At 67.7% G+C, this 14,866-nt stretch carries 12 protein-coding genes and 2 pseudogenes; 4 read left to right on the forward strand and 10 right to left on the reverse strand.

The features are described from left to right. Nucleotides 1–208: 208 nt before the first annotated feature. Nucleotides 209–370 (forward strand): annotated as a pseudogene (locus JD77_RS33530) (helix-turn-helix domain-containing protein); the annotation flags it as partial. A gap of 341 nt (nucleotides 371–711) precedes the next feature. Here the strand turns inward: JD77_RS33530 and JD77_RS11040 are convergent. The 10 genes and pseudogenes from JD77_RS11040 to JD77_RS11085 form a co-directional block, all read right to left on the reverse strand. After that, nucleotides 712–2,286, reverse strand: a complete 1,575-nt coding sequence (locus tag JD77_RS11040; RefSeq protein ID WP_145774168.1) for an ISL3 family transposase — start codon at nucleotides 2,284–2,286, stop codon at nucleotides 712–714. 25 nt (nucleotides 2,287–2,311) lie between these two features. Continuing rightward, complete coding sequence (locus tag JD77_RS32010; RefSeq protein ID WP_170286425.1) at nucleotides 2,312–2,830, reverse strand: hypothetical protein; 519 nt, start codon at nucleotides 2,828–2,830, stop codon at nucleotides 2,312–2,314. 156 nt (nucleotides 2,831–2,986) lie between these two features. After that, complete coding sequence (locus JD77_RS11050; RefSeq protein WP_145774169.1) at nucleotides 2,987–3,808, reverse strand: alpha/beta fold hydrolase; 822 nt, start codon at nucleotides 3,806–3,808, stop codon at nucleotides 2,987–2,989. Between the two features lie 438 nt (nucleotides 3,809–4,246). Further along, the gene (gene istB / locus JD77_RS11055; RefSeq protein WP_145774170.1) at nucleotides 4,247–5,038 is read right to left on the reverse strand and encodes an IS21-like element helper ATPase IstB; all 792 of its coding nucleotides are present in this window, start codon (nucleotides 5,036–5,038) and stop codon (nucleotides 4,247–4,249) included. Further along, nucleotides 5,035–5,286, reverse strand: coding sequence for a hypothetical protein (locus JD77_RS11060; protein ID WP_145774171.1), 252 nt, complete (start codon nucleotides 5,284–5,286; stop codon nucleotides 5,035–5,037). Before JD77_RS11060 ends, istB begins: the two co-directional genes overlap by 4 nt. Beyond that, nucleotides 5,283–6,766, reverse strand: a pseudogene (gene istA, locus JD77_RS11065) (IS21 family transposase). Before istA ends, JD77_RS11060 begins: the two are co-directional and overlap by 4 nt. A gap of 223 nt (nucleotides 6,767–6,989) precedes the next feature. Then, nucleotides 6,990–8,564: an ISL3 family transposase gene (locus JD77_RS11070; protein WP_145774168.1), complete on the reverse strand. Its 1,575-nt coding sequence runs from the start codon at nucleotides 8,562–8,564 to the stop codon at nucleotides 6,990–6,992. Between the two features lie 103 nt (nucleotides 8,565–8,667). Next, the gene (gene msrA / locus JD77_RS11075; protein WP_145774172.1) at nucleotides 8,668–9,243 is read right to left on the reverse strand and encodes a peptide-methionine (S)-S-oxide reductase MsrA; all 576 of its coding nucleotides are present in this window, start codon (nucleotides 9,241–9,243) and stop codon (nucleotides 8,668–8,670) included. After that, nucleotides 9,240–9,704, reverse strand: coding sequence for a peptide-methionine (R)-S-oxide reductase MsrB (msrB, locus tag JD77_RS11080; protein WP_145774173.1), 465 nt, complete (start codon nucleotides 9,702–9,704; stop codon nucleotides 9,240–9,242). The genes msrA and msrB overlap by 4 nt, the downstream gene beginning before the upstream one ends. Nucleotides 9,705–9,929: 225 nt before the next feature. Next, on the reverse strand, nucleotides 9,930–11,099 hold the full coding sequence (locus JD77_RS11085) for a low temperature requirement protein A (protein WP_170286426.1): 1,170 nt from the start codon (nucleotides 11,097–11,099) through the stop codon (nucleotides 9,930–9,932). Between the two features lie 384 nt (nucleotides 11,100–11,483). Here JD77_RS11085 and JD77_RS11090 point away from each other — a divergent pair, with 384 nt between their 5' ends. The 3 genes from JD77_RS11090 (at nucleotide 11,484) to JD77_RS11100 (ending at nucleotide 14,736) form a co-directional block, all read left to right on the forward strand. Beyond that, nucleotides 11,484–12,710, forward strand: coding sequence for an epoxide hydrolase family protein (locus JD77_RS11090; RefSeq protein ID WP_246140625.1), 1,227 nt, complete (start codon nucleotides 11,484–11,486; stop codon nucleotides 12,708–12,710). Between the two features lie 167 nt (nucleotides 12,711–12,877). Continuing rightward, nucleotides 12,878–13,657 (forward strand): alpha/beta fold hydrolase, encoded by a 780-nt coding sequence (locus JD77_RS11095; RefSeq protein WP_246140626.1) that lies wholly within the window; start codon nucleotides 12,878–12,880, stop codon nucleotides 13,655–13,657. Nucleotides 13,658–13,917: 260 nt separating this feature from the next. Next, on the forward strand, nucleotides 13,918–14,736 hold the full coding sequence (locus JD77_RS11100) for an alpha/beta hydrolase (protein WP_145774177.1): 819 nt from the start codon (nucleotides 13,918–13,920) through the stop codon (nucleotides 14,734–14,736). The last annotated feature ends 130 nt before the right edge of the window (nucleotides 14,737–14,866 follow it).

A 14,866-nucleotide genomic window follows, 5' to 3' on the forward strand; every position in this document is an offset into this window, starting at 1 on the left:
CATCCCCGGGACCAGCACTCTCGAACAGACCGTCATCACGATCCTGCACGCCAGCGGCCTAATACTGCAACGGGGTCGCGGCGCGTGAACGACGCGCGCAGCCACGACCGCGCGGTAGGGTAACCATTCGCATCGAAGGCCGCCTCTTACGGTGTTCGTCCCCTACGCAACGCCGACCGAGGCGCGATGGCCCGGGGAGGCGACGGCGATGGCAGACCCACACGAGGTGAGCGAGGCGTGGCGCGCGCTCGGCCAGCAGTTGGCCGGGTACCGCAAGGCAGCCGGCTACACCCAGCACTCACTGGCGCCCAGGGTGCTCAGCGGTCGCAGCACGATCGCGAACACCGAAGTCGGACGGCAGCACCCGGACCGAGCCTTCTGGAGACGCTGTGATGAGGTCCTCGACACCAACGGCGCACTCACAGCCGCGTATGACCAGGTCGCTGCCCTCCAGCAGCGGTACCGGCGGGCCAGGGGAACGGCAGCCTTCACCACTGCGCTGACCGAGGCGGACACGGCCCTGGTGTCCGGCGCACACGGCGGTCCCGCAGGCGAGACGGATATCGTGATGGCTGTGGCAGACGGGCGAGGCCGACAGGTTCAGGTCAGCTGCCGTGCGCTCCTGCAGGCGGTCCCCGGCGGTGTGGTGGCGTGTCAACGGCCAATCAGACTTGGCTCTGGCACGGTCTTGATGATCGCGGATGGTCGATCTCAGTCGGCGAGCAGGATGCGGCGGCGGAGTAGGTCGTGGTTTGCGCGGCCGTACATTTGCCGTTTGAGCATTTTGATGCGGTTGACGGCGCCTTCGACAGCGCCTGAGCTCCATACCATGCTCAGGCCGGCCTTGACCGCGTCCCAGTCCTTGCGCAGTCCGCTGGCGAATGAGCGGATCTCGGCGATTTTGCCCTGTTCGGCCTGCTCGACCCACGCGGTCAGGCGTTCGCCGCCGCGGGTGCGCACGAGGTCGGTGAATCCGCGGGCCAGGTCACGGATGGCGGCCAAATCGGGACACAGGTCGCACAGCCGCTCCAGTTCCGCTTGGTGTTCGTCGGTGAGCTTGTCGACAGGGCGCATGATCCAGCCGGTGATGTCCCGGGTTGGCGGGGCCGGTGGCGGCACCGGTGCTGGTTCGTTGCGGCCGCGGATGCTGATCAGGTAGCGGCGCAGCGTCCGCTCGCCACCTTTGTAGCCACGCGCCCGGATTTCGGCCAGGAGCTGGTTGGTGCCGGGGACTCCTTCGGCGCAGCGTTGCTGCAGGTAGGGCTTGAACGGGTCGAGGATGCTATCCCGGGCGGTGCCGTTCGGGCCGAGCAGCGTCTCGGGATCGGCGGCGTCGGCGTAGCGGCGCACGGTCTTGGGATCCAACCCCAGCCGGCGGGCGATCGTATACACGCCCAGGCCCTGCTCGCGTAGGGCGTGGACCTCGGCGTGCCGGGCCCGGGTGCGCTGCACCCGTAGCCCGTCGGGCGCCGCCGGCACGGCGGCCGGGGTGGGGTTGGCCTGAGCCGGTGCCTCGGGCGGGGGTTGCAGGCAGCGGCGGTGATGGGCGACGGCCTTGTTCACCGCGTCGGACAGGTTGTGCAGCAGGTGCCAGCGATCTGCCACTTGGATGGCGGCGGGCGCGCCGCGGGCGGCGCCTTCGGCGTAGCAGCCGGCCCGGTCCCGGCAGATCACCTCGATCCCGGGATGGGCGTTGAGCCAGGCGGCCAGGGAGTCGGCGGACCGGTCATCGAGCACGTCGATCACCTGGTGGGTGGCCATGTTGACCAGCACCGTGCCGTACGTGTGGCCACGGCGCCAGGCGAAGTCGTCGACGCCCAACACGACCGGCGCAGGTGTGGGCGGCTCGGGCAGGGCGCGGACCAGGCGCAGCAACGTCATCCGGCCCACCTGCGGCCCGAGACGGCCGGTCAGCCGGGCGCCGGCCCGGCCGCCCAACGCCAGGGCAACGGCCTCCAGCATCCGGCGGGCCAGGGCGCTGTGGCGGCCGTGTCGCACGGTCAGCCCGTCGACCTGCTCGGCGAAGACCCTGCGCACGCAGCCGGCGAAGGTGCAGAAGAAGCGCCGTACCCGCAGGTGGAGCACGGTCTCCCGGCCCGCGACCGCACCGTCGAGCAGCCGCCGCTCATACCGGCTATGCACCCGCCGCGACACGCTGGAGCAGGCCGGGCATCTGGCCGCGGCGCTGTTGGTCTCGGCATGGACCCGCACCGTCGAGCCCTTGGCCAACACGTTCGTGATCCGCAGCCCGGCCAGGTGCGGGAAGAAGACCGCTAGAAGCTCCACTATAGACACAAAGCAGGATCTACCATCAACGATCCGCGATCACCAAGACCGTGCCAGAGCCAAGAAAATCCTCGACCTCGGGCCGGTAGTACGCCGGACTCCCCGAAACCCGACCCATGATCGGCGGGAAGTCCTCGCGCTGCGCCCACTGGCGCACCGCCTCCCGGCTGACCTTTCCGCCAGCCATCTGCGCGATCTCGGCAAGGCCTACCAGCGGCGGGTTCTTGACATCGAACGTCGCCGCAGCCATGTCGCTGTAGGTGCCCACATGGAACTTTGCCAGCATCGGCGGCCGGCCCTCGCCGCCGTGTCGACTGGCCGTAAACCCGGCCAACGCGTAGGCCTGCCGACGGGCGGCGTCGACCGCCTGAAACAGGTTCGCGCCTTCCACCTCGAAGCAGGCGATCACCGCGCTCCCCGAGGACAGCGTCGTCGACAGCGGCTTCACCGCCGCGCAGCTCGGCGCGCTGGACCAGCGGAACGACGGCAAGGCCGCCAACAAGGGTGAGTTCGACAAGCTGAGCAAGCCGTACTCGGACGCCAAGCCCGGAAAGCTCGCCTACATGGTCGAGTACAAGCAGTTGCACGGCCTGAGCTAAGGCCGAGACAGTGGTCGCGGCGGGCGTCGAGCGGGTCATGCTCGACGCCCGCCAGCGCTCCGGGCAACGAGGCACAGGGATCGGGACAGCTATGGCCTCGGTCAACTCCTCAGGAACGCGAGCAGATCACCGTTGACCTGGTCCTGGAGGGTGGACGTGATGCCGTGCGGCGCGCCCGGGTAGTAGATGTCCTTGGCGTTCGCGATGAGCTGGGCGGTCTTCCTCGCCGAGTCTTTGACCGGGACTATCTGGTCGTCCTCGCCGTGCAGCACCAGGGTGGGGATGTCGAACTTGGCGAGATCGTCGCGGAAGTCGGTCTCGGAGAAGGCCTTGATGCTCTCGTAAGCGTTCAACAGGCCGGCCTGCATGCTCCACAGCCAGAACTGGTCGAGGATCCCCTTCGAGACCTTCGCCCCCTGCCGGTTGGCGCCGTAGAACATCTGCGCCAGGTCCTGGTAGAACTGCGATCGGTCCTTCATCAGGTTGGCGCGCATCTCGTCGAAGACGGCGATGGGTAGGCCCTCGGGGTTGTCCGGCGTCTGCACCATGATCGGCGGCACGGCGGAGATAAGGACGGCTTTGGCGACCCGTCTCGTCCCGTGGCGGCCGATGTAGCGCGCGACCTCACCACCGCCGGTCGAGTGCCCGATCAGTGTGACGTCGGTGAGGTCGAGCGCCTCGATGACCGCCGCGAGGTCGTCTGCGTAGCCGTTCATGTCGTTACCGCCGGAGGCCTGGCTTGACCGGCCGTGACCACGGCGGTCGTGCGCGACGACCCGGAAACCGTTCTGCATGAGGAAGAGCATCTGGCCGTCCCACGCGTCCGCGTTCAGCGGCCAGCCATGGGAGAAAATGACAACGGGGCCCGCACCCCAGTCCTTGTAATAGATCTCGGTGCCGTCCTTGGCGGTGATGTAGCTCATGCCGCTGTCCTTCCGATTCGTCCCCGTCGGGCATGCCGGCCGGACCGGCCGGTACCGCAGAACCGCCGAAGAGTCGCGAGAGAGGTGCAGTAGCTCGCGCCCGTGATGTCGGCTTTACCCGATTTTAGGCGGCAGCGCGTAACCCATGGGCCCGGATCGGGCGAACACGGGAAGGACTCCACGAGCCGCGTCAACCGACGCGCAGCGATGCACCCTACCTCGGCCTCTCGACCCGTCCGGGATCAGCGCGGACGTGCTGCACCGAGCTTGTAAGCGGGCAGTCAGGCCGTGTCAAAAGATCCGGAACAGGTACGCAATGATCTAGGTCTCGCTCCCTGTCAAGGGTCAGGACGAAGTCCTGTCCGATGGCCTTGAGCTCTCCTTGTGGGCGGACAGCAGAAATCCATGCTGGTGGTCAGGTGATCTCCGTGTGGGTGGTCAGGTCAGGGCGTGTACCCCTTTGCCGGTGAGGGCTTGTTGCAGCCGGTGGGAGTCGCCTTGGGTGGTGATCAGGTGGGCGTGGTGCAGCAACCTGTCGACCGTGGCGGTGGCGAGGGTTTTGGGCATGAGGGTGTCGAAGCCGGAGGGGTGGATGTTGCTGGTCACGGCGATGGAGCGGCGTTCGTAGGCGGCGTCGACGATGCGGTAGAACGCTTCGGCGGCGTCTTGCCCGGCGGGCAGCATGCCGATGTCATCGACCACGATCAGATCGGCACGGCAGATCCGGGTGACGGTGCGGGCGGTCGAGCCGTCGGCTTTGGCCCGGCTGATCGTGCCGGTCAACGTTTCGAGGGTGAACCAGGCCACCCGCAGGTCGGCCTCGATCGCGGCGTGGGCGAGGGCTTCGACGAAGTGTGATTTCCCGGTGCCGGACGGGCCGGACACGGCAAGGTTCTCCGCCCGGCCGATCCATTCCAGAGTTGCCAGGGCCTGCTGGGTGGCCGCGGGGATCGACGAGTCGTCGGGTCGCCAGGTGGTCAGGGTCTTGCCGGTCGGGAAGTTCGCGGTCTTGCGGCGCATCCTTCGGGTGGCGGCGTCGCGGCCGATGACCTCCTCGTTGATCAGCACGCGGAGGACTTCGGCGGGGTCCCAGCGTTGAGCCTTCGCGGTGGCGATGACATCCGGTGCGGCGGCGCGCAGGTAGGGCAGCCGCATCCGGCGCAGGAGCTTGTCCAGGTCGTCGGGCAGGGCCGGTGCCGAACGGGCCGGCGTCGGGGTGGGGCGGGTCATCGGGTGGTGGCCTTCCGGAGTCGGCGGTGCAGGGTCGTGGCGTTGTGTCCGACGAGGGCGGCCAGGCCGGCCGCGGCGAGGTGGCCGTGGCCGCTGCCGTCGAGGAAACCGGCCAGGTCTGCTCGGACGTCGTCGTCGGCGTGCAGGAGGCAGTCCTCGATGAGGTCGAGCAGGCGGGCCAGATCGGCGGCCTCGTCCGGGTCGAGGACCACACCCTGATCGGCTGTTGCGGCGGGTGTGTCGGTCATCGGCCGAACCTCTCCCAGGAGGCGGTGCCGGGCTGCGCGGAGTAGGTTTCGTCGGCGCGGACCAGGTCACCGGGCTCGCCTCGAGTGGCGAGGTGGTCCAGGATCGCGCCGAGATCCGCGTCGTCGAACCGGCCGGCCGCGGCGGCCAGGCCGAGGGCCTGGTCGACGCGGGTGGCATCGAGGATGGTGGCGAACTCGACCGCGCGGGCCATCTTCGCCCGGACCCGGCTGGTGCCGGTCGCAGCGGCCTCGACCAGCCATGCATGGGCGCCGTCACCGATGGAAAGGAAGTCGGCCTCGGCTTTGCTGCGGGCCCGTGGCCGCGGTGGGCGCGGGTGGTTGCCGCCGGGGTGGTGCGGGTAGTGCTCGTCGAGGATGCGCGGGTTGCCTGGGGTGGACCGTGGGTGTCGGGCGATCTCGGCGGTGCCCGTGTTCGTCATGGCGACGATGACCAGTTCCTCACCGACGGTGCGGCACCACACCCTCGTGCCGACGTGCCCGGGCGGCGTCGAGTAGCGCACCGACCCGACCCGGACTGTCTGGTCGTCGTTGACCAGACGTTCCTCACCCAACGCGGCGGTGTGCGGGTCGGCCGGCAGCACGTGCAGGTGGCCCCGTTCGATGGCGAGGCGGTCGACCGGCGCCGCACCGGTCTCCCGATGGATACGGGCGTTGATGTGCTCACACCACTGCTCACACGCCGCAACGAGATCGGCGAACGTGCTGTAGGCGCCGCGCGTAGGTTGGTCTCGGTGGGCACCAGATCGGCCTTGGCGACCCGCACGGTGGCCTCGACGCCGCCCTTGGACTCCGGGTCGAATGGCTCACACGAGTGCACCGTCGCCCCGTAATGCCGGCCCGCCGCGACCACGGTCGGATGCCGGACCGCGACCCCGGCGACGTGCTCGACGGTGACCGTCTTCGCGTTGTCGCCCAACAGATACGCCGGCACCCCACCGAGGCGGCGCAGCGTCGCGTCCAGACAGGCGATCAAGCTACCCATCGTCTGATCGAAGACCGGGATCACCACCCGGAACCGCGACCAGGCCAGCCACGCACAGAACAGATACGTCTTCCGCCCGTCGATCCGCGGACCGTCACCCCAGTCGAACTGCAACCACAACCCAGGCTCGGGCACCCACGGCCGATACGTGCGCCGCCGCCCGGCCCGCCACGCGATCTTCGCCTCCCGGACCGCCCGCCTCGTAGTGCGCTCGGTGCCGGTGAACCCCATCGCGATCAGGCGTTCATGCACCTTGTCCGCGCGGATCTTTGCCTTCGAGGCGTCGACCAGCTCTTCCACCTTCGGCAGGAACGCGTCGATCAGCTTCGGTCGCGGCGCTGTCCGGGCCAGCAGCGGATCCCCGCCACCCGCGTCGCGCAACGCCACGTACCGGCGCACCGTTTTCGGGTCACACCCAGCCAACTGCGCCGCGGAATGCGCACAACGAGTCGCATCGTACGACTCCAAGATTTCCATGATCTCCCTGTCAGACTTGGTCACGGTCTCTCCGGTCCGGGTGGGTTGCGAAGGTCAGCAACCAGCAGCCAACCGGCCGGAGAGATCCACTTTCACGTGCCCGAGACGGAGATCACCTGACCGCCCAGCAGGATTTCTGCTGTCCGCGAGCAGGGACTCAACTGTCCGCCAACAAGGATTTTTCCGGCTCTGGCACGGTCTTGATGATCGCGGATGGTCGATCTCAGTCGGCGAGCAGGATGCGGCGGCGGAGTAGGTCGTGGTTTGCGCGGCCGTACATTTGCCGTTTGAGCATTTTGATGCGGTTGACGGCGCCTTCGACAGCGCCTGAGCTCCATACCATGCTCAGGCCGGCCTTGACCGCGTCCCAGTCCTTGCGCAGTCCGCTGGCGAATGAGCGGATCTCGGCGATTTTGCCCTGTTCGGCCTGCTCGACCCACGCGGTCAGGCGTTCGCCGCCGCGGGTGCGCACGAGGTCGGTGAATCCGCGGGCCAGGTCACGGATGGCGGCCAAATCGGGACACAGGTCGCACAGCCGCTCCAGTTCCGCTTGGTGTTCGTCGGTGAGCTTGTCGACAGGGCGCATGATCCAGCCGGTGATGTCCCGGGTTGGCGGGGCCGGTGGCGGCACCGGTGCTGGTTCGTTGCGGCCGCGGATGCTGATCAGGTAGCGGCGCAGCGTCCGCTCGCCACCTTTGTAGCCACGCGCCCGGATTTCGGCCAGGAGCTGGTTGGTGCCGGGGACTCCTTCGGCGCAGCGTTGCTGCAGGTAGGGCTTGAACGGGTCGAGGATGCTATCCCGGGCGGTGCCGTTCGGGCCGAGCAGCGTCTCGGGATCGGCGGCGTCGGCGTAGCGGCGCACGGTCTTGGGATCCAACCCCAGCCGGCGGGCGATCGTATACACGCCCAGGCCCTGCTCGCGTAGGGCGTGGACCTCGGCGTGCCGGGCCCGGGTGCGCTGCACCCGTAGCCCGTCGGGCGCCGCCGGCACGGCGGCCGGGGTGGGGTTGGCCTGAGCCGGTGCCTCGGGCGGGGGTTGCAGGCAGCGGCGGTGATGGGCGACGGCCTTGTTCACCGCGTCGGACAGGTTGTGCAGCAGGTGCCAGCGATCTGCCACTTGGATGGCGGCGGGCGCGCCGCGGGCGGCGCCTTCGGCGTAGCAGCCGGCCCGGTCCCGGCAGATCACCTCGATCCCGGGATGGGCGTTGAGCCAGGCGGCCAGGGAGTCGGCGGACCGGTCATCGAGCACGTCGATCACCTGGTGGGTGGCCATGTTGACCAGCACCGTGCCGTACGTGTGGCCACGGCGCCAGGCGAAGTCGTCGACGCCCAACACGACCGGCGCAGGTGTGGGCGGCTCGGGCAGGGCGCGGACCAGGCGCAGCAACGTCATCCGGCCCACCTGCGGCCCGAGACGGCCGGTCAGCCGGGCGCCGGCCCGGCCGCCCAACGCCAGGGCAACGGCCTCCAGCATCCGGCGGGCCAGGGCGCTGTGGCGGCCGTGTCGCACGGTCAGCCCGTCGACCTGCTCGGCGAAGACCCTGCGCACGCAGCCGGCGAAGGTGCAGAAGAAGCGCCGTACCCGCAGGTGGAGCACGGTCTCCCGGCCCGCGACCGCACCGTCGAGCAGCCGCCGCTCATACCGGCTATGCACCCGCCGCGACACGCTGGAGCAGGCCGGGCATCTGGCCGCGGCGCTGTTGGTCTCGGCATGGACCCGCACCGTCGAGCCCTTGGCCAACACGTTCGTGATCCGCAGCCCGGCCAGGTGCGGGAAGAAGACCGCTAGAAGCTCCACTATAGACACAAAGCAGGATCTACCATCAACGATCCGCGATCACCAAGACCGTGCCAGAGCCATTTTTCCGCGTCCGCTAGCACTCCCCGGTGAACAACCTGTTCTACCTGGTAGATCCACCCGTCGGCAGCTTCCCGGCAGGGGCGTCTACACCTACCCGCGCGCTAACTCGCGTTCTCGTTGCGAGGGGGAAGCTTCCAGTTCGGCCGGACGTAGTGGCACGTGTAACCCCCGGGATTTCGCTCCTGGTAGTCCTGGTGTTCCGGCTCGGCCTCAAGGGGCCAGCGGGGGTGACCTCGGTGACCACCTTGCCCGGCCACAGGCCGGAGGCGTCGACGTCGGCGATCGTCTCTTCGGCGACCTTTCGCTGCTGCTCGTCGCAATAGAAGATGGCCGACCGGTAGCTGGTTCCCACGTCGTTGCCCTGGCGATTCTTCGTTGTCGGGTCGTGGGCCTGGAAGAAGAACTCGAGAAGCTCTCGGTAGGCCAGTTTCGCGGGGTCGAAGACGACCTCGACCGCCTCGGCGTGAGATCCATGGTTCCGATACGTCGCGTTCGGCACGTCTCCGCCGGTGTATCCGACCCTGGTGTCGACTACGCCCGGGTGTTTCCGGATGAGGTCTTCCATGCCCCAGAAGCAGCCGCCGGCCAGGATCGCCTTCGCAGTCGTCCCGGTCATCGTCGCTCCCCGTCCGGGTGCTCGAAAATTCTGCGGTACTCGCCGTAGCCTTCACGCTCGAGGTCGTCGCGTGGGATGAACCGGAGCGCCGCCGAGTTCATGCAGTAACGAAGTCCGCCAGTTTCTGGGGGACCGTCGTCGAACACGTGGCCCACGTGGCTGTCCCCGTGCGCCGACCGGACCTCGGTGCCGAACATGGCGTGGCTCGACTCTCGGACCTCGACCACGTTCTCCGATTCGATCGGCCTGGTGAAGGTCGGCCAGCCGGTGCCGCTGTCGTACTTATTGACGGAAGCGAACAGCGGTTCACCCGACACGATGTCGACGTAGATCCCCGGCTCCTCGTTGTCCCAGTAGGCGTTGTCGAAGGCCGGCTCCGTCCCCGCCTCCTGAGTGACTCGGTATTGCTCCGGCGACAGCCGAGAAACTGCCTCGGGGCTCTTGCGGTACTCGTGTGACACCGTTCTTCCCCTCCAGGGGTCGGCAAGAATGCTCAGGGTCTACACACGCCTGCCCGAGTGCGTACCCCGCCTAGAATCGACTAACCACGGGGCTGGTAAGCGGACCACGGCCAGGCATATGCGAGGCCCTATTAAGCCCCCCGACTAAGCCCCTTGGGCGCAATGGGTCGAACAGGGCTGAGCGGGCAGTCGTTCGGGCGGGCGCCACCGATACCGCAGGAAGACTCATCGATAGCCTTTAGTGGCCTTGACGATCTGCGGGCTGACCACGATCGCGTACCCGACGAGAATCGCCGAGGTGAGCCCGAGCAGCAGGCCAGGTTCGGTGACCACCAGCGTCACCACGATGGCCAGCGTGATTCCCACCAGGCCAACGATGAACCGGCGCCGGGGCATGCGACCGAGAGCGAAGCGGTGCAGACCCAACCCGCACAGCATCCACGTGACGATCGACCCGCCCAGCACGAATCGCGCGTTGACCGGCATCTGACGCGACTGACCGATCTCGTACACCACAACGCCCAGCGCCCATCCCAGGAAGAGCACGGCCGCGCCAGCGGGTGAGTGGAGATAGGCGTAGCCCTGACCGCTGCCCAACTGCGGCACGGCGAGCCTGCTGTTCACGTAGGTGGTGTAAATCCACCAGATGCTGGCGGGCAGAAGGAAGGCCGCAACGGCGGCGGCCACCACGCGGGCGGGCGGGTGGGCGGTGGGTACCGCGTCACGCAGGTTGGTCAGCGTGGCGCCGAGCAGAATGATGGTGAACTGTCCCAGCCGTTCAGGCAGGTGGGTGCTGTGTACGGGATGGCGGCGCAGCCAGCGGCGGCCGAGCCACGGGGTGAGCAGCTCAACAGCCAGGGCGGTGATCCACACTGCCGGTCGTACGGTCGGGGAGATGGCCAGTGACCCAGCCCAGAGCAACCACCCGGTACCGAATCCGGTGAGATAGACGGCGACCAGATCCCAGGCGGACCGGTCGGCTGCGAGGACTCGCAGGTACATCAGGAGCAGACAGCCACGCACGATCAGGTACCCGACCGGCAGCAGCAGCCCGGAGGGGGCCTGCTGCACGCCGAAGGTAATGGCGCCAGCACCAACCGTCGCAGCCAGCACGAGCAGTCGGTGCAGAGTGTCGTCCGGGTCGTAGCGGGTGTCGTAGAAAGACTGGCCGATCCATGACCACTGAATGAGCACGTAAAGCACGATGGCAACGGCGAGTTCTTGCACACTCGGCGATGCCCGGATGTCCAACCGCGCGGTCACGCCCAGCAGGGCCAGGACGAATACCAGATCGAAGAAGAGTTCAAGCCAGGTGGCATGCCGCTCTTCGTTCAGCTCCGGCCCGCCGGGGTAGCGTAGCCCCAGCAGACCCACAGTACGGGACAGCCGGGCCAACCTGCCACCTCCGGCCAATCGCCCACCCCCACGCCGTCACTACCATTGGTAATCATTACCTAACGGGTCGTGCCACCGCGCCGAGACCCGCCCTGCTGCACCGGTTCCTGCCGCGGCTGAGCCACCGAGTTGCGCAGCGTCTCGTGGTCGACACCCGACTCCGGGGCCCACGTCCCGAATCGTTGCGGCAGGAAACGAGCACCAGGCCGGCATTGCCGCAGCGCTCGACGGCACAGGCGCCCGATCCAGCGGTCCCCCCGTCGGGCTGCCGGACAAATCCGGTACCCACCCGTCTCGGCTCGGCTCGCCGAACTCATGCGACAACCAGGTGTAGGCCCCGATCGAGGTGGTACTCGGATGCCCTGGCGAGGAGCGGAGGCCCGTGTGGCTGTCAAGACCGAAGAGCGGGTGGGCATCGCAGGTGTCCGGCCGTTCACGATTGAGGTCCCCGAGGCGGAACTCGAGGCGCTGCGCGCGCGCATCAGGGCCACGCGCTGGCCCGAGAGGCAGACCGTCGATGATCAGTCGCAGGGCGTACCGCTCGAAACAAGCCAGGCGCTCGCGCGCTATTGGGAGAAGGAGTACGACTGGCGCAAGGTCGAGGCGAGGCTGAATGCACTACCGAACTTCATCACCGAGATCGACGGGCTCGGCATCCACTTCATCCACGTCCGATCGAAACACGAAGACGCCCTGCCGCTCATCGTCACACACGGCTGGCCCGGCTCGGTCATCGAGCAGCTGAAGATCATCGGTCCGCTCACCGATCCCACGGCACACGGCGCGAGCGCGTCGGACGCCTTCCATCTGGTGATCCCGTCCCTGCCGGGCTACGGGTTCTCCGGCAAGCCGACCACGCCAGGCTGGGGCCCGGAACACATCGCACGCGCCTGGATCGAACTGATGAAGCGCCTCGGCTACACCCGATTCGTCGCCCAAGGCGGCGACTGGGGCGCGCTCATCACCGACCTCATCGGCCTGCAGGCGCCTCCGGAACTGCTCGGCATTCACACCAACATGCCTGGGACGGTTCCCCCCGACATCGATGCACTGATCCAGTCCGACATCACCGGGATAAACAAGGCACTCAGCAAGCTGCCCTCCGACCTCTCCGAAGAGGAGAAGCGCGCCTGCGGGCAGCTCGACTTCTTCTGGAAGCATGGAGCGTACGCCCTCGTGATGGGGACGCGCCCCGAGACGTTGACTGGACTCGCGGACTCGCCCATCGCATTGGCGAGCTTCATGCTGGACCATGACGCAGCCAGCCTGGAGCTGATCTGCCGAGCCTTCGCCGGCCAACCCGGTGGCCTCACCCGGGACGACATCCTCGACAACATCACCCTCTACTGGCTGACAAACACGGGCGTTTCTGCGGCTCGTCTCTACGCGGAGAACAAGCTGTCCTTCTTGTCCGCGAAAGGCGTCTCCGTCCCGACCGCCGTGAGCGTCTTCCCCGACGAGCTCTATCAGGCGCCGCGCAGCTGGGCGGAGCGGGCGTACTCCAATCTCATCCACTACAACCGGCTCGACCGGGGCGGGCACTTCGCGGCCTGGGAACAACCGCAGCTCCTCGCCGAAGAGCTTCGTGCCGGTTTCCGGCCGCTCCGCTAGCCGAGGCGATTCGGGCATGCCGACCGTGGTGTCGGGTACGCGGAACGGACTGACGACTGCGAGGGGGAGGCATGGACGGCGCACGGATCCCACCCGGATTCACGGAACAGACGGCCCGGGTCGGCCAGATCACGATCAATTACGTACGGGGTGGTCAGGGTGGGACATTGGTCCTGCTGCACGGCTATCCGCAGACGTGGTTCATGTGGCGCAAGGTTCTGCCGGAGCTTGCCAAGCGGTACACCGTCATCGCGCCCGACCTGCGCGGCGCTGGCCGCAGCGACGCCCCGGCAAGCGGATACGACAAGAAGACCCTCGCCCGGGACGTACACGACTTACTCGCCCAACTCGGGCTCGAACGAGACATCTGCCTGGTTGGCCACGACATCGGCACCATGGTCGCGTACGCGTACGCCGCCGCCTATGGCGATCAGGTGAGCAAGCTCGTCCTCACCGAGGCGCCCATCCCGGACCAGGGCCTGTATCAGGCTCCGTCGCTCACTCCGAGCGGGCCGGGCCTGTGGAATTTCGGGTTCTTCAGCCTCCCGAACGGCCTTCCGGAGCAGATCGTGGCCGGCCGGGAAGAGCTCTGGGTGGATCGGTTCACCGACTCGATGGAGGTGCAGAAGACCGCCATCGGCGCGGACGAGGTCGCGGAGTACGCCCGGTACCTTCAGGACGACGCCCACCTGCGGGCGAGCTTCGAATATTTTCGCGCCCTTCCACAGGACGTCGCCGACAACGCCGAGTACGCCAAGACGAAACTCGCCATGCCGGTGCTCGCCCTCGGCGCCCAGGCGAGCCTAGGGGACGCCGTATCCCAACAGGCCGCCCATTACGCCTCCAGCGTGAGCGGCGGCGTCATCGAGAACTGCGGCCATTGGATCTTCGAGGAACGGCCCGCCGAACTCACGAGCCAACTGCTGGAGTTCCTCCAACCGGCCTGACCTGACCCGTTCATAGCCGTGATGCAGGCCCAAGCCCGCGAACAGGGACGCTACCTCGGCGGCCGGCCACCAACGCGTCCGGGCGTACACGTCGCTTCCGCTTCCGGGTGATGTGCGGACGGCTAGGATTTCATGGAAGCGACCGGCGACCCGGAGGCGGCGCAGAGCGTGCGCCGGCGGGCCGCGACTGCCTCCCTGCGGCGTGAGGTTGCCGCTGTCCGAGGGTTCCGACGATTGCTGCAGCCCTCGGAAGGAGCATCATGAGCGAGCCGACGACGAATGCCCTGCCGATCGTGCTGATCCATGGGCTGTGGATGACTGCCCGAAGCTGGGACTGCTGGGTGGAGCACTACCGGGCGAAGGGCCATGAGGTCTTCGTGCCGACGTACCCGGGATTCGAGATCGAGGTAGAGGCGTTGCGGGAAAGACCCGAGGTCATCGCCGAGGCCTCGGTTCCCGCAACGCTCGACCATCTCAGCGAGGTGGTCGAGAGCCTGGACCGTCCGCCGATCATCATGGGCCACTCCTTCGGGGGGACCTTCACCCAACTCTTGGTGAACCGCGGGTTGGGTGCCGCCGCGGTGGTGATCGACTCGGCGCCACCCGAGGGCGTGCGGGTGAACCCGCCGGCCCAGATCAAGTCCCTGTTCCCAGTCCTCAAGAACCCGGCCAACCGGCACCGCGCGGTGGGCTTCACCAAGGAGCAGTTCCACTATGCCTTCGCCAACACGGTCAGCAGGGAGGAATCCGACGCCGCGTACGACCGCCTCCACATCCCGGCGCCCGGCAACTGGGTCTGGACCTATGGCCTGACAGCCAACTGGAAGCCGGGGCACCAGGAGACCTGGGTCGACTACGACCTGGACGATCGTGCTCCGTTGTTGTTCATCATTGGCGGCAAAGACCACCTGATGCCGCCCTCGGTGATCCGCTCGAACGCGAAGAAATACCGCAACTCCGAGGCGACGACTGAGATCTACGAGTTTCCGGACCGCTCACACTTCACCGGCGTCGAGCCTGGCTGGGAGCAGGTGGCCGACTACGCGCTCGAGTGGGCGACGAGCCACGCGCGAACGTGAAAGGGCTGACCAACCGCAGACAGCGGCGAGCTGTGGTCCCGTCCGGCAAGCGCCGTGCCCGCACTCGGGCTGGGATGCCACGTATTGCGGGTGCCTCACGCCCAGGTTTGGCGACGGCTCCTTCGTGGCA

This window comes from Micromonospora olivasterospora (assembly GCF_007830265.1).
Taxonomy (GTDB): domain Bacteria; phylum Actinomycetota; class Actinomycetes; order Mycobacteriales; family Micromonosporaceae; genus Micromonospora; species Micromonospora olivasterospora.

Bases quoted from the DNA above. Each gene is read 5' to 3' on its own strand.
- msrA (WP_145774172.1), bottom strand. From the start codon at position 9,243: ATGACCGGGACGACTGCGAAGGCGATCCTGGCCGGCGGCTGCTTCTGG.
- JD77_RS11100 (WP_145774177.1), top strand. From the start codon at position 13,918: ATGAGCGAGCCGACGACGAATGCCCTGCCGATCGTGCTGATCCATGGG.
- istB (WP_145774170.1), bottom strand. From the start codon at position 5,038: ATGACCCGCCCCACCCCGACGCCGGCCCGTTCGGCACCGGCCCTGCCC.
- JD77_RS11060 (WP_145774171.1), bottom strand. From the start codon at position 5,286: ATGACCGACACACCCGCCGCAACAGCCGATCAGGGTGTGGTCCTCGAC.
- JD77_RS11050 (WP_145774169.1), bottom strand. From the start codon at position 3,808: ATGAGCTACATCACCGCCAAGGACGGCACCGAGATCTATTACAAGGAC.